Genomic DNA, 15,519 nt, shown 5'->3' on the forward strand with positions numbered 1-15,519 from the left:
CATAACCTCTAATCAACAAATGCATAATCACCATTACTTTCGAGGAGGTCCTTTAAAATAATTAACGCTTGCTCAAGTTGAGATTCTGGTGCTGCAATGGCTAAACGAACGGCATTGACAGGCTTTGTATTCCCTACGGCAAAGCGTTCCGCTGCATAGACTTGTACACCAGCTTTCGAAGCTAACAATTCAAATTGAACACCCGTAAATTTGTCAGGCAATTGGAGCCACCTAAAAATACATTCCTCATCCCCTAATATGTGATAATCCCCTAAATACTGATCGACAAGCGCATTTTGCTGCTTGGCATATGCTCGGTGTTTTTCTAATATCGTTTGGGCAACACCTTCATGGATTAATCGTGCTGCAAGCTCCAGCATGATAGGAGAAACGGAAATGTTGATATTATAGAGCGTTTCCATTATTTTTTTACGTAGCGCAGGCGGTGTCACAAGGAAGGATAATCGTAAACCAGGTGATAGTGTTTTAGATAGGCTAGCAATGTAAATAACCTTATCGGGTGCATAAGAAGCAATCGGAGCAAGCGGTTGCTCCTTGAGAAAGCTATAGATAGCATCCTCGATTACAAGCAAATCCTTCTGTCTTGCCACGTCTGCAATCATTTTTCTTGTTTCTACTGACATCGTATGAGTCGTTGGGTTATGAAAATCAGGGATCACATAGATTCCTTTGATATGTTCATTTTTACAAGCATATAGTAATCCTTCTTTTGTCATTTCACCCTGACATTGTTGGATAGCCACAAGCTGGATACCAAGCATATTTGCAGCTGTTTTAATGCCTGCATAGGTAATTGGATCTGTACCAATGCGGTCGCCTGGCTGAAATAAAGCTGCAAGGGTTCCCACAATGGCATTTTGTCCGCCTGCTCCTAGAAGAATAGGCTGGTCTGTTTGAAAATTTACTAGTTCGAGTAGCTTCATCACGGCTTCGTTTTGCCATGCATTGCCCTCAGGTCGTCCATATTGAAATAGCATGCTAAAACTAGGTTCGTTTATCATTTTCTTCATAAAGCGTGTAATATCATCATTAACAAAATTATCTGGTAAAACAGAGCCCATTTCAATGATAGGTGTGGCATGGTTGGTTGGCAGTAACATTTTATTGCTAGCCGCATCTGTTGAAACGAATGTACCGCTGCCAATTGAGGCATAAATTAATCCTTTTTGGCCACAAAGCTTAAAGGCTCTTGTAATCGTACTCAAATTCACATCTAAAAAATCAGCTAATTCACGCTGGGGTGGCAATTTTGTTCCTGGTACTAGCTTTCCATCCTTAATATCTTGTTCTAGCTGATGTGCGATGGCTATATATAACGGAGCAGAAATATTGCTAATATCCGGCTTCCAACTCATTGGATACTCGTCAAATGAATTAATAGGCATTCACTAGGCCCTTCTTTCTCTTAATTTGCATACAATAGTTTAATTGTCTTGCATACAATGATAATATTGTATGCACACGATGACAATGATATAATTTTTAAAAAATCAGAAAAAAAGGACCGATAATTATGCAATATTCTGAAAGAATCTTAAAAACACCATCCTCATTTATTCGAAATATTTTAAAAGTGACAGATGCCGAGGACGTTATTTCCTTTGCAGGCGGGCTTCCAAACCCGATTTCTTTCCCGATTGATGCATTGAGAGCATCCGTAGACCATGCTATTACAGTAAATGGCAGCCGATTATTCCAATATTCATCCACACAGGGTTATGCACCATTGCGTGAATATATTGCCGCGAAATATCAACGTGTCCATGGACTTGATGTACATGCTGACGATGTCTTTATTACTACAGGTTCACAGCAAGCGCTTGAACTAATTGGTAAAGTACTTATCAATAAAGGCGATGGCATTATCATCGAAGAGCCAGGTTACCTAGGGGCTATTCAAGCCTTTACTTTAACAGAGCCAACTTTCCATGGTGTTACGCTAGAAAATGATGGTCTTAACTTAGAAGAGTTAGAGCGTGCTCTACAACAACCAAATGTAAAATTCATTTATACGGTGCCGAACTTCCAAAACCCAACAGGACTCACATATTCGAAAGAAAAGCGTGAGCAAATTTGCGAAATAGTGGCAAAATATGATGTTGCTTTAATTGAGGATGATCCATACGGGGAGCTACGTTTCCAAGGGGAGCCACTTCCATATATCGGTGCTGGAAAATTAGAAAATAGTATTTTACTAGGTTCTTTCTCTAAAACGGTCACACCAGGCATGCGTCTTGGCTTTATTATCACAAAAAACAAAGAGCTATTGCAGCATATTGAAACAGCGAAGCAAGCGTCTGATCTTCATACTAATATTTTTTCACAATATGTTATCTACGATTACTTAGCAAGTAATGATTATACCGAACATGTAAAGAAAATTATTGCTTTATATAAAAATCAGTCGGATGCGATGCTTGATGCTATGCAGGAGTTTTTCCCTGCCCATGTTGAATATACTCGACCTGAGGGTGGCATGTTCATTTGGGCAACAATGAAGGACGGTACACCGGCCCTTGATGTATTCAATAAAGCGATGGAACAAAAGGTAGCCTTCGTGCCTGGCGATCCATTCTACACATCAAAAACGAATGTGAATACAATGCGTCTTAACTATACAAATGCAACACCTGAAGTCATCCGTGAGGGAATTAAACGTTTAGCTAGTATTTTATAAAACGAAAACGTATAAACGCTTTTCACAGCGTTTATACGTTTTTTAATGTGGATAGTAAATAGTCATACTAAGTCTTGTTACTGTACTACCTGGATTGCTGTATGTGTGTGGACGGTCAGCCTTAAATCGTATGGCATCACCACTTGTTAATCGATAATCCTGACCCTGTATATGGATGATTAATTCCCCATCAAAAACGGTTATATATTCCTCCGTTCCTTCTCGATGAGCCTCAGCATCTAACGTTCCATTTTCTTTGATTTCAATTGTATATATTTCAAAACGACTATCCTTTTGATAGGGGAAATGAGGATAAACCATATATCGGCCATGATCTTCCTTCAATACTTGAATTTCTTTACCGCGAATAACCTCCGTCTCAGGTTGGGGAGGATGAATAAGCTCTGTAAACGAAACCTTTAATCCATTTGCAATTTTCCAAATTGTAGTCAAAGTTGGACTGGATTCTCCCCTCTCAATTTGACCAATCATCGTTTTACTCACGCCACTAAGCTGAGAAACTTTCTCTAAGCTTAATTTCTCCCTTTCTCGAATTGCCTTTAAATTTCTCGCAAAGACGAGATGAATTTCTTCCATCCAAAAGCCCTCCTTGCATGTACAATATAACGTACGTTTTGTATAATAAAAAGACCGACGTTATACAGTCTATTTCGTGCATTATATCATACAACTTGAAAGAAGGGATTTTTTTGCCTGTATTTTCCTTTTTATTATTTATCATCATTACAAGCTTTACACCTGGCCCTAATAATTTTATGGCGATGGTTTTTGCTAAACAATATGGCTTAGCGAAAACGATTCCATTCTGTTTAGGTGTAGGGATTGGTTTTTTCATCATTATTGGTCTTAGTAGCTTTTTTAACACGATCATGTTAAACATTTTACCTGCCATTGAATTACCCCTAACCATATTTGGTGTAGGCTATATGTTGTACCTGGCTTATAAAATTTTAACAAGCAAAGAATTAGAGGATCACGACAACGAAGAAGAAAAACGAAACCTATTTTTTTTAGGAGCGTTCGTTCAATTTATTAACCCAAAAGGTATTTTATTTGGTCTTACTGTTGTCGCAACTTACATCCTACCCTACTACTCATCCTACATAAGCTATCTACTCTTCTCGTTCTTTTTAGCGCTAGTAGGGGTAATCAGTACATTTAGTTGGGCATTATGTGGCTCCGTTTTTCAAAAAGCACTACAGCAATACCGAAAACCATTTAACATGATCATGGCACTATTATTAATGTATAGTGCTGTTTCCATTGTTATACATTAAAAAACAGCCCTCTGTCGGTAGAGGGCTGCTTTATCAGCAACTTATTTTGTATACGTTAAAACGGCATTTTTCTTGAATTTTGCTAAAGCTTCTGTTGCCTCATTTTTGCTCGCGTACTCAAAAATTCGAACGTCCTTTTTATCAAAAACTGTAATAACCCACATGTGAAAAGCTCCCTTCACTCATTATTTTTGTAATATAACAACCACCAAAATTTGTGATACGACTTATCAACTGTTTTATAACAATTCCTTACTTGATTCTTATTTTACGCTGATTTTTTCAAAAAGAAAGCTTTATGTGAAGGTCTTCACAAACTGTTCAATTTCAAAACGCTTTCATTGAACAATTTGTGAAAACCTTGATTTTATAGGTATATCCACTGCCAGTGAAGTCAGGTCTATCCGTCTCTTTTCATCTATAGCCAAAAAACCGTACAAAAGTACGGTTTTTGCTGTAGTAGTAGATTTACATGTCATAAGTTTAACAAAATACTTCTTCTTGTTTATGTGTTAATTCAATTTCGAAGCCCAAATCCTCCAGCATGCGATAATCGCTATTCGCTTCCTGTCCTGCTGTTGTTAAATAATCTCCAACAAAAATACTATTAGCTGCATAGAGACCAAGTGGCTGAAGTGAGCCTAAATTGATTTCACGACCACCCGAAATACGGATTTCCTTTGTCGGATTGATGTAGCGGAATAAAGCTAAAACCTTTAAACAATAACGGGGATTTAAATCCTTTGTCCCTTCTAGCTTTGTGCCATCAATTGCATTTAAAAAGTTTACAGGAATAGAATCAGCGTCCAATTGATGGAGGGCGCGTGCAATATTGACGACATCCTCTTTTGTTTCCTTCATCCCAATAATGGCACCCGAGCAAGGTGAAATTCCATGCTTTTTCACAATCTCTACCGTATTGACACGATCCTCATATGTATGTGAGGTCGTGATGAAGGAATGATGACGTTCCGATGTATTTAAATTATGATTGTAGCGATCCACCCCCGCTTCCTTTAGTTGCTGTGCCTGTTCTTCTTTTAGTAAGCCAAGACAGGCACAAACCTTCAAGCCATACTTTTCTTTTATTTCAGCAACCGCCTCACTCACGACATTGACATCCTTACGTGTTGGCCCACGACCACTGGCTACAATACAATACGTCCCAATCTTATTGTCAAACGCTCGTTTTGCACCTGCTAAAATTTCCTCTTTTGTAATAAATGGATATTTCTCAATAGGAGCCGTTGATTTAGAGGACTGGGAGCAATAGCCACAATCCTCGGGGCAATATCCGCTTTTGGCGTTCATAATCATATTCAATTTAACTTTTTTACCATAATAATGACGACGAATCGTAAAAGCACCATCCATAAGCTGTAATAGCGCATCATCCTCACTATTTAATATGGCAAGTGCCTCTTCATTGCTAATGATCTTTCCAGCAATAACTTCTTGTGCTAATTGGTAATAATTCATATTACATTCTCCCCCTCTACGTGTGAAAATTTCACATTTCTTGCTGACTGAAATACTTTATACAAGCGCTCAGCTAATAGCGCTGATGTAATAGCTAAGCAAAAATCAGCGACAATACTACTTAAAAAGCCGACAACAAACACATGTGACCAGCTTGACTTCATGTCTAACCAGAAATTCAATGCTACATACAAATAAGGAACAGCCACAGCATAAATAATAACCAGCCCAATAATGGTTGCTGCAATAAAATGCTTTTTCGTCGGCGTCTCAATCCTTTCAATAATGAACCCAATCACATAGGCGGCTAGGGCAAAGCCAATCAGATAACCAAAAGTTGGCTGTAAGACATATGTGATACCACCACCCTGTGTAAAAACAGGTAAGCCTACTAAGCCCACGCTGACATAGACAAGTTGACTATAAAAACCATTCCGACTACCCAATAAACAGCCTGCTAAAAATACAAAAACAATCTGTAATGTAAACGGTACGACAGGCAATGGAATTTTAACAAAAGCTCCGATTGCTGTTAGAGCAGCAAACATGGCAATCATGACTAGCGCTAATGTTTGTTGTCGCTTACCCACCCTTAGCCCTCCTGTCCTGGAAAAATTGTTCGATTGTCTCTTTCGTTGTATGAATCATAAATGACATTTCCTCTTCAGAAATAATATAAGGTGGCATAAAATACAGAACATTGCCGAGCGGTCTGATGAGTAAGCCTTTCGTTAAAGCCCGTTGATAAATTTGATAGCCGATACGCTCCTCACTGGCGAACGCTTCCTTTGTCCGCCGGTCCTTTACTAGTTCAATTGCTCCCACTAAACCAACTTGTCGGTATTCACCCACATAAGGCATATCACAAAAAGCTTCCATGGCTAACGCTCGCATGTATTGTCCCTTGTGCTGAATCATCTCCATCACTTGTTCCTCTTGAAACATCGTTAATACTTCCAGTGCCACACGACAGGCCAATGTATTGCCTGAATAGCTATGCGAATGTAAAAAAGCCTTCATTGTTCCGTAATCATCATAAAAAGCGTCATAGATTTGCTCCGTCGTTAAGACAACTGATAAAGGTAAATAACCACCTGTTAGCCCCTTTGATAAACACATAAAATCTGGCATGATGTCCGCTTGTTGACAGGCAAATAATGTACCGGTCCGACCAAAACCTACAGCAATTTCATCTGCAATGAAGTGCACATCATAATGTGAGCACAACGCCCGTAAGCGCTGTAAATAGACAGGTGGGTACATTTTCATACCTGCTGCAGCCTGAATTAATGGTTCAATAATAACTGCTGTGATTTCCTCATGATGCGCTTGAAGTTGTTCCTCAACAAATTGACTACATGGTGCATTACAGCTTGCTGGATCTTCCTGAAATGGACAGCGGAAGCAATCTGGCCCTTTAGCACGAACAGTATCTAATAACAGTGGCTGGTAAACTTCATTGTAAAGCCCTACCCCTCCTATGGATAAAGCACCAATAGTTTCTCCATGATAGGCATCCGTCAAGGCGAGAAAGCGCTTTTTTGCTGGTTTCCCCGTCTGCATATGGTATTGAAAGCTCATTTTCAGTGCAACTTCAATAGCAGATGAGCCATTATCGGCAAAAAAGACTTTATGTAATCCCTGTGGTGCTAATGTGGTTAATTTTTCAGCCAATTGTATGGCTGGTTCATGTGTAAAATTAGCAAAGATCGTATGCTCTAATGTAAATGCTTGCTCACTTAAAGCTTTGCTAATACGCGGATTGGCATGTCCAAATAAATTAACCCACCAAGAAGATACAGCATCCAAATAACGCTGATCATGTTCGTCATAAAGCCACACGCCTTGCCCCTTTTTTATGACGATGGGTGGAAATGCCTCATAGTCCTTCATTTGTGAGCATGGATGCCAAACATGACGTAAATCTCTTAGCTGTAAATCAGTTAATGCTTGTTTCATAGTTAAAAAGCCTTTCAAACAGTGTTGTGTGCGTCATGGCATAATCCTTTAGCTGTGACAAATTTTGTAGCTTTGGAATAATCGCATAGGGCAAGGGATGGTACTGTAAAATCGTTTGTATATTATCTTGCTCCATACTGCTACCTGTGTTCCCATTAAACACTATGCCAAGAACGTCAACTTCACGAGAGCGCAATGCCTCTATTGTTAATAATGTGTGATTGATCGTCCCTAGGGATGTCCTTGTAACAAGCACTACTGGCAGCTTGCTACTGACGATGACATCAAGCAGCGTCATCCCATGGGGAGCAGTAAAAGGAACAAAAAGCCCACCCGCTCCTTCACATATCACAACATCATAGGACGCTTGTAATAATTGAATCCGCAATAATAGCTCATTGACATCAATTTGCTGCCCCTCCAGTTGCGCAGCAAAATGTGGCGATGCAGCTTCTCTAAATGAATAGCTATTGAGATGCTCTTGTTGAAGCTTTTGTAAGGAATACTTTTCATACATGGCTGTATCATGATAATAGCCACGACCGTTTTCGTATACCTCTCCTGTTTGCACAGGCTTGTATGGTGAAACTTTCAAGCCTTGTTTTTGTAAATGACACATCAACATGGTGGTGACAATTGTTTTCCCAACATCCGTATCTGTACCGACAACCCAAAAATGTTGCATTGTTAACCTCCCTCTTTTAAGTTAACCATTAACAATATTTAAGTTAACACATATATTTTTGTTTTGTAAATGCTATTTCTATATTTTTCTGAATACACTATTTTTGTTAATAAAAACAGCAAATTTTGTATTAAAATAAGAAAACGCTAAACTCCCACCATTTATGGCAAGAATCTAGCGTTCATTGATAGTCATGATAATAATCTCTCAAAAATGATTTCATAGTCTGTTGGTTTCCCATGACCATTATAAGCAATCGGCAATACTTGCACTAAACGCCAACCTTGCTTCGCGTATTCTTCGATTGTTTTCCGATAGGTAGATTCCTGAAAAAAGCTACCTAAATGTGTTTGTACAAATTTATACTCATACATTCACTCACCCCCTGTAAATCTTTACGTAACTACGGAGTCAGGGTTTCAATAATTAGCAGGTTCTCGTTTTTGAATATTATGATTATTTTAAAGGATTTTAATCTTCACTCGTAGTATTAAACTACATGGGGGTGGTAGTATGTTTGGCATTTTTAAAGAACCAGCGAAGATCATCGATACATATGAACAAGTGCATTCAATTTTAAAATCATTACTTACCTATGAACTAAAAGAATTACCTAATCGTTATGAATTTTGGTATCGTGTGGCCATCCGTCAAGAGGAGTATCGGACATTACAAGCAGAGCATCGGGCAAAAATCTCAATGACTTCTGCCGTAGGACGTTTTCATCAAACACAATATGAAGTGATGACACAGAAATTAGCAAAGTTTGAACGCTTATCCGATATTTATAAACTATTTTGTATTGAAGAAGAACGAGAGCTATTAAACCATCGTCTCTCTTTTCATCAAGAAACGATTGCTGCCATCTATGAGCATGTTCAACATAAAGAGCTTTATACGTACAGTGATAGTGTTCAACAGCAATTTTGGGAGGCCATCCGTGACGATCTACTCCATGCTATCGCACACCTAGATTAATTTTTTAGAGACTTCATTTTCTCATGGGAAATAGAAGTCTTTATTTTTTTTAGTAAACTTGCATGATTATTTTGACTAAGGTTATGAGGGATTCTAAAATCATTCGAGTCCTAAGTCTTCTAATTCCCAACCTAGACAAAAGTTGGTATATTTGAAATAGGAAGGTGATTAATAGATATGTCGAACGAGAAAATTTTAATAGTGGAAGATGATATAGATATTATGGAGGTTTTATCGCTCACGCTAGCTAATGCTAACTATAATGTATTAAAGGCATCATCTCTATCCAGTGGCTGGCATCTCGCTGTCACGCAACAACCAGATTTAATCTTGTTAGATGTTAATTTACCAGATGGTACAGGCTTCGAGTTAGCCAAAAGAATCCGTGATGTATCGGATGTCATTATCATTTTTGTGACCGTCAATCATCTAATTGAACAGAAACTTGAGGGCTTTGAGGTGGGGGCAGATGATTATATGACAAAGCCATTTATTCCAAAAGAATTATTGGCCCGTATCCAAGCAAATTTAAAAAGAAGAAACCCAACAAAGAAAAGTAATATTGTACATATAGATAATCTGTCCATACATTTAGATGAGAAAAATGTTTATAAGGATGGACAGCTTTTAAATTTATTTACGAAGGAGAAGCTACTCCTTTTTTTTCTAATTGAGCATGCGAATCAAGTGATTAGTGTCGATCAACTCATTGATCATGTGTGGGGCTATGACGGTGTCACTGATTTGAAAACCGTATCTGTCCATATTAGTACGCTTCGTCGTAAAATTGAAGATATCCCCTCAAAGCCGAAATGGATTCAAACAGTGAGAGGCTTTGGCTACCAATTCGTTTATAAAAAAGAGAGTGGTGAGAAGTAAGAAAACACTCACCACCCCTTTTTAATTTTTTACCAATACCTTAACTAGTGGTAATGTAAAGCTAAATATGCTTCCTTCATTTTCAAGACTTTCAACAAAAATCTCACCATTATGCTGGCGAACAATTTGTTTACAGATAGCTAAGCCAATGCCATGCGAATGTGCTTCATGAGTGTTAGTTGCTCGATAATAGCTATCAAAAATAAAGGGAAGATCACTCTCAGCAATACCAATGCCACTATCTGCAATCGAACAAAACAAGTGCTTGTCCTCTACATGGAAGGACAATTGAATACCACCATTTGATGTATATTTCATTGCATTGGTCATGATATTTTCAATCACTTGATTGATTCGCGTTTTATCAATCAGTAGCTGAGCTTCTTCATGACCGTAAAAGTGAGCACTGAATGCTAATCCTGATTGTTTTACTTCATCCTCATAACGGGTTGCCATTTGTAAAAATAATTCCTTTGCCTTTACCTCTGTAAAAGAAAATTCTGCTCTACCAGCTTCTAGATTTGCTAAATCAAACAAATCTTGAATTAAGTTATTTAATGATAATAGCCTTTCTTTACTTCGTATTAAATATTTCTTTCTGGCTACTGCGTCATCAATCACGCCCTCTAGCATAAGTTCTATATACCCTAATGTAGAGGTTAACGGGGAGCGTAATTCATGGGAAATACTATGCAAGAGTTTTTTACGTTCCAGTTCATTTTTTTCTAAACGTTCATTCATTTTTATCAAATGCCGATTCGTCTCATCTAGCTCCCTAGTACGCAACTGAACACGTTTTTCTAAATCTCCATATATTTTCGCATTTTCAAAAGAAACGGCAATTTGAGCCGCAATTACTTTCAATAGCTGAACATGAGATGGATGGAAGGCATTCGTCATTAAAGTATTCTCAAAATACAATATCGAAATAATTTCATTTTGATGGATAATCGGTAGGCAAAGAATAGATTTAGCCGTCGAATAGGAGAAAAGAGGATGCTGTGTTATTTGTGTATTGTCGATAATCACATGCTCTTTACTATTAAGAACATAGCGTATTATCGATTGCATATTCGCATTAAAATTCTCCATACTTTGTTGATCATACATCGTAAATGTTTTTTCCGCAGCTTCCGCCTTTGCTAACACCAATAATTCCTGCTGCTGTTTATGAATGAAATAGCCACTATCTGCCCCCACATGCTTTAACAGTGAAAACAATATTTTATGCAGTAAATCTTCCATACGAATAGCTGTTGCAAATGATTGAGTCGTCTCAAAAACCGTCATCATATCAAACGTGAGTGATTCTCTACTGTGATTCTCCAGTTTGCGATGCACTTGATATTCTCTTGCCCATCTGCTAGCAACTGTTTCTGCTCCCCACGTTTCAATACTTTGAATACCATTCAATATATAATGCCTTGCCGTTTTCTTTTGCTGTTTTGCGAGATAATAGTTTGCAGCTCGTTCATATGCTAAGGCTGTATCCTGTACAAAACCATTCATACTTGCTAATCGTATTGCTCGGTCATAATAGAGTTCTGCCTCACTGTCGTTATTGTGTAAACGGTAATTCTCTGCCATTAATAAAGCATAGAGATGCTCATAATTTTCTGAAGAATAAACAGCCCATTTCTTAAATTTCTTGAGGCTTTGACGTATATCCGTTAAAAATAACCTCTGCTCCTGTACCTGACAATTTTGACTAAGCAGAAAGTGAAATTGCCACATGGCCCGATAAAAATAATAGACCGTGGTGATTGGTAATGTATAAGTGTCCTTACTTAGCTTCTTTAATTCCACCAGAATCGCTTTCCCTTGTATTTCATCCGCTAATAAAAAGGACATTTGTAAACGCAAAGTATAATGCATGATTTTAATAGCAGGCTGATCCTGTATTGTGATGGGACAAGCCCAATATACAGGATGATGTGGAGAACGGAGGATATTCATCCATCTCCCCATTTCGGCTAAAAAGTCAATCGAAAGGGTACTTGCATGAATAGAAAATTCCTCTTGTTGTCGTCTAATTTCTTGTTGTAAATCCTCTAGGTTAACACCCTGAATAAGGCGTATAGCGACAATAAAACATGATGCTGAGGATACTAAATGATATAAGCCAAGCTCTTGGCTTTTTGCTTGAGCCTCATTAATATATTGAATACTGGTTTCATAGGGCTCTGTCCAATGACTGATAAACACGCCATACACATAATAAGTATGGCCCTTGATATATATGCTTTCTTGGTTATCCGCAACAATGATGGCAAGTTTGCCAAAGCGAGTGGCTTCTTTTATATTGGCAAAACCTGCATTTAAAAGCATAGCATAGTTAATCAATACCATGCCGCTTTTCGATGTAGCGCCATACTTCAACTGTAAACGCAGCCCTTTCATTAAAAGAATGCCTGTTAAGTTAGGATTTAATAGGAAAGCACTTGCCGTCATATTAATAATTAAATGAATCAAAATATCAATTTCTTTACTATTCGTTGGCGGATGCTGCAACAAGTCTTGGTCAGACATATGTCGCAATGCCCATTTCAACAATAGATACTCTTTTAGAAGCTGTGACTTTTTAGGATATGCTGAAATTTTAAGATTCGCAACTTGAAAACCTGCCAAGCCTGCTTCTAGACCAATAGTAGGGTTATCGGACTCAATGTATAATACCGTTTTCAAATTGTTAATCATCAGTTTTTCTAATTTTGTCTCTGCATGTTGCAAAGCTTCTGTTAAATGCATTTCCGATTGTTCGTAGTGGCCTGTTAAATATTCACATTCACCTAAATTCGCATATAATTTAACCGACTGTTCTCTCCTAGTCTCCCAATGATCAGGCGTCAATAGTTCTTTACTAGTTGTAAAAAATTTTAGCGCATTGTCAAAGAGCCCTATTCTTTTAGCCTCAATACCGAGTTGATAATTCCAGATAGCCAGCTTTTGCTTTTCTTCCCCAGTCAATAAGTGGCGACTGTAATTGAAATGCATGACGATTTCGCTTAATCGATCATGATCTGCAGCCATTTGAGAGTCATCTGTTAAAAGCTGGCCAATTTGATAATGGTATTTAGCACGCAATTGCCCTGATAAGTCCTGATAAGCTACTTGTTGAATACGATCGTGAACAAATTGGAATTTGGTAGAAAATGTATGTAAAATTCCTTCATGCTCTAACGTACTTGCCCATTTATAATGGGCATCTAACGGAATAATAAAGCCATTCTCAACAAGTGTTTCAAGGTGTTTTAATAACGCTTGAGCTGATAAGGACACGAGCTTTAAGACATCTGTAAATTCAAAGCGCTGACCAAAACATGCAACTATGCGTAAAATCTCATGGGCTTCTGTTGTTAAATTAGCCATTCTAGTTTCAATAAAGACAAGTAGCTCGTTGTTCAATCGGGATAAATTAAATTTCTTACGATTAAACTCCCATTCTTTTGTTGTTGCATTAAGATAAATTGTGTTATCTTGCTGGAGTGATCGAAACGCCTCTTTCACAAATAACGGATTCCCGTTGGTCAAATTAAATAATTGCTTGGCAATTATCTGTATGGTATGAGGCTTTGCATGGAAAGACGCCTCCAACCATTGTTGAACATGTTGTTCCTGAAGCAAGGGTAAATGGATATGATGACCGCTCGAAAAACTAGAAGTTCTTTGCTGATTTTCCTCCTCTGCGCTGTCCTTATTCACTCGGAATGTACCAATCATCATAAAGTATCCTGCTCGGTGTTGCTCAAAAATTTGGGTCATAATTTCAACTGTACTTTGATTGGCCCAATGCAAATCATCTACAAACCATATAACTGGTTTCTTCTGCATAGCAAATGTTAATAAAATTTTTTGAATCGATATAAACGTATAGGAATGGAGCTGTTTTGTATTTTGGCTAACTTCTTTTTGGAAATGTACTTCCTCCTTCACAAACCATTTAAGTTCAGGTAATAGATGGATAAGTTCATCTGTCACAACTAATTTAACCTCTTGAAATAATTTTTTCCATAAATGGACAGACCTTTCACCTTCCATATAAATAAATTTCAATAAACTCCTTAAAGGATGGATAACAATGGAATAGTCATTTTCTAATTGCAATTGCTCATACTTAGTTGTAATAAAATAGCCTTTTGCGGCCGCTATTTCACCCTTTAATTCTTGAACTAACTTGGACTTTCCATACCCTGCTTGTCCTGATATCGTAACCATCTTTTTGTCACCTTTTGCAACCTGACGAAAAACAGAGGAAAGCTCTGCGAATTGCGATTCTCTCCCATAAAGCTTAGTAGACAGTCCCGTATTCAGATGCAAATCCTGTTCACCAAGCAGGAAATTTTCAAGCGGTTCGTTTACTAAAAGTTTCTGTTGGATTTGTAGCAAATCCTCTCTCAAACCAATGGCACTTTGATAACGATCAGCTGGGTTTTTAGCTAATAGCTTTTCAATCATTTCCCAAAGCAATGAATGGTAACGACTGTCTAAACTTACCAATGGTTCTGGTTTTTTTGTGATGATTTCATAAATCAAATCGACGGCATCCTTTGCTTGAAAAGGCAATTGACCGCCCAGTATTTCGTAAAAAATGGTCCCCAGTGCATATAAATCTGTCCGATAGTCTACCTCTAAATGAAGTCTGCCAGTTTGCTCAGGTGCATAATAGGGTAGCTGTTCTAGTCGTTCATAGGGATTTTCAATCACAACTGGAGATTCTACATCATATTTTGTACTAAATTCAGAGCTTAATAGTTTTATTTTTAAAGAATTAGGATTGATTAAGATTTGATTAGGATGTAGGTGTAGATAAAGTAAACCACTTTGTTGCATTTTCATACAAATATTGACAAGGTCAATGGCAATCTGGAGAAATTGATGCAAAGAAATCAATTTATTACTGAATTGCTTTAAGGGGACTCCATTAAAATTTTCATAGATGATCGCATATTGATCATCTATATAATCAATAGCTATTGGCTTTAATAACCAAGGATTTTGCTCATTCGAAAACAAGGAAAATTCATATTGTAGTTTGGCTCTTGTCTCTGCTGAATTATGATGAACACTTTTTACCAGTACCAGTTTGTTAAACTTCTTCATATACATTCTCTGTAGATGCCAATCTTGACTAGACTGTAAAAGAATGCAATCGTTCATACACAATCCCTCCTCTTCTATGCTAGTTATATATCATCTTTGTAACCGCTTTATATTTTTGCAATGCTACCTTTAGATTTATTTGTTTAACTGATTGTCCAGCAAAGCTAAAAACGAGGCCCTCTAACTTCTTTGGTGTAATATGATAGACTCTTCGAATGAACAGATAGTAGCGCTTCTCAATAACTCCTCTTTACTTGTTGTAGTGTCGATCATAATAGGACAGATATCCTTTACATAAAAACACCAGTAAAGGAATACTTGCTCGTAGATTTTGATCGACTAGAAAGATGCCGAGGTTTTTGTTTTCGTATCTTTTGTTACTCTTACATTTTCTAACATTACTTGTTCTTTAAGAACATCGATTGGATGTACGGGAATAAAAA

At 37.6% G+C, this 15,519-nt stretch carries 13 protein-coding genes; 4 read left to right on the forward strand and 9 right to left on the reverse strand.

Annotated features, from left to right (window positions below):
- Positions 1 to 8: 8 nt before the first annotated feature.
- On the reverse strand, positions 9 to 1,406 hold the full coding sequence (locus MKY76_RS14540; RefSeq protein ID WP_004231269.1) for a PLP-dependent aminotransferase family protein: 1,398 nt from the start codon (positions 1,404 to 1,406) through the stop codon (positions 9 to 11).
- A gap of 128 nt (positions 1,407 to 1,534) precedes the next feature.
- Between MKY76_RS14540 and MKY76_RS14545 the strand changes: the two genes are divergently transcribed.
- A complete protein-coding gene (locus tag MKY76_RS14545) occupies positions 1,535 to 2,698 on the forward strand; it encodes a PLP-dependent aminotransferase family protein (RefSeq protein ID WP_048392333.1) in 1,164 nt (387 codons plus the stop codon).
- Positions 2,699 to 2,740: 42 nt separating this feature from the next.
- Here the strand turns inward: MKY76_RS14545 and MKY76_RS14550 are convergent, their stop codons facing one another.
- Complete coding sequence (locus MKY76_RS14550; RefSeq protein WP_054549190.1) at positions 2,741 to 3,295, reverse strand: helix-turn-helix domain-containing protein; 555 nt, start codon at positions 3,293 to 3,295, stop codon at positions 2,741 to 2,743.
- Positions 3,296 to 3,408: 113 nt separating this feature from the next.
- On the opposite strand from MKY76_RS14550, the gene MKY76_RS14555 reads away from it, so the two are divergent.
- The gene (locus tag MKY76_RS14555; protein ID WP_342556789.1) at positions 3,409 to 3,996 is read left to right on the forward strand and encodes a LysE family transporter; all 588 of its coding nucleotides are present in this window, start codon (positions 3,409 to 3,411) and stop codon (positions 3,994 to 3,996) included.
- 41 nt (positions 3,997 to 4,037) lie between these two features.
- Here the strand turns inward: MKY76_RS14555 and MKY76_RS14560 are convergent, their stop codons facing one another.
- From MKY76_RS14560 to MKY76_RS14585, 6 genes are all read right to left on the reverse strand, one after another.
- The gene (locus MKY76_RS14560; RefSeq protein WP_004231260.1) at positions 4,038 to 4,160 is read right to left on the reverse strand and encodes a hypothetical protein; all 123 of its coding nucleotides are present in this window, start codon (positions 4,158 to 4,160) and stop codon (positions 4,038 to 4,040) included.
- A 319-nt stretch (positions 4,161 to 4,479) separates the two neighbouring features.
- Positions 4,480 to 5,475, reverse strand: a complete 996-nt coding sequence (gene bioB / locus MKY76_RS14565; RefSeq protein ID WP_112118343.1) for a biotin synthase BioB — start codon at positions 5,473 to 5,475, stop codon at positions 4,480 to 4,482.
- Positions 5,472 to 6,065 carry a biotin transporter BioY gene (locus MKY76_RS14570; protein WP_259950828.1) on the reverse strand — a complete coding sequence of 198 codons (594 nt, stop codon included), beginning with the start codon at positions 6,063 to 6,065 and terminating at the stop codon, positions 5,472 to 5,474. Before MKY76_RS14570 ends, bioB begins: the two co-directional genes overlap by 4 nt.
- Entirely contained in the window at positions 6,058 to 7,434 is a 1,377-nt protein-coding gene (gene bioA / locus MKY76_RS14575) for an adenosylmethionine--8-amino-7-oxononanoate transaminase (RefSeq protein WP_342556790.1), read from the reverse strand. Before bioA ends, MKY76_RS14570 begins: the two co-directional genes overlap by 8 nt.
- On the reverse strand, positions 7,415 to 8,119 hold the full coding sequence (bioD, locus tag MKY76_RS14580; RefSeq protein ID WP_342556791.1) for a dethiobiotin synthase: 705 nt from the start codon (positions 8,117 to 8,119) through the stop codon (positions 7,415 to 7,417). Before bioD ends, bioA begins: the two co-directional genes overlap by 20 nt.
- A gap of 191 nt (positions 8,120 to 8,310) precedes the next feature.
- Positions 8,311 to 8,493: a DUF4177 domain-containing protein gene (locus tag MKY76_RS14585; protein ID WP_048392326.1), complete on the reverse strand. Its 183-nt coding sequence runs from the start codon at positions 8,491 to 8,493 to the stop codon at positions 8,311 to 8,313.
- Positions 8,494 to 8,632: 139 nt separating this feature from the next.
- Between MKY76_RS14585 and MKY76_RS14590 the strand changes: the two genes are divergently transcribed.
- Together MKY76_RS14590 and MKY76_RS14595 are read left to right on the forward strand one after the other, a co-directional pair.
- Positions 8,633 to 9,097: a hypothetical protein gene (locus MKY76_RS14590; RefSeq protein WP_103118398.1), complete on the forward strand. Its 465-nt coding sequence runs from the start codon at positions 8,633 to 8,635 to the stop codon at positions 9,095 to 9,097.
- Positions 9,098 to 9,274: 177 nt separating this feature from the next.
- A complete protein-coding gene (locus MKY76_RS14595) occupies positions 9,275 to 9,976 on the forward strand; it encodes a response regulator transcription factor (protein WP_048392324.1) in 702 nt (233 codons plus the stop codon).
- 21 nt (positions 9,977 to 9,997) lie between these two features.
- On the opposite strand, the gene MKY76_RS14600 is transcribed toward MKY76_RS14595, so the two are convergent.
- Entirely contained in the window at positions 9,998 to 15,133 is a 5,136-nt protein-coding gene (locus tag MKY76_RS14600; RefSeq protein ID WP_342556792.1) for an ATP-binding protein, read from the reverse strand.
- Between the last annotated feature and the right edge of the window lie 386 nt (positions 15,134 to 15,519).

This window comes from Lysinibacillus sp. FSL P4-0201, from assembly GCF_038593425.1.
Taxonomy (GTDB): domain Bacteria; phylum Bacillota; class Bacilli; order Bacillales_A; family Planococcaceae; genus Lysinibacillus; species Lysinibacillus capsici.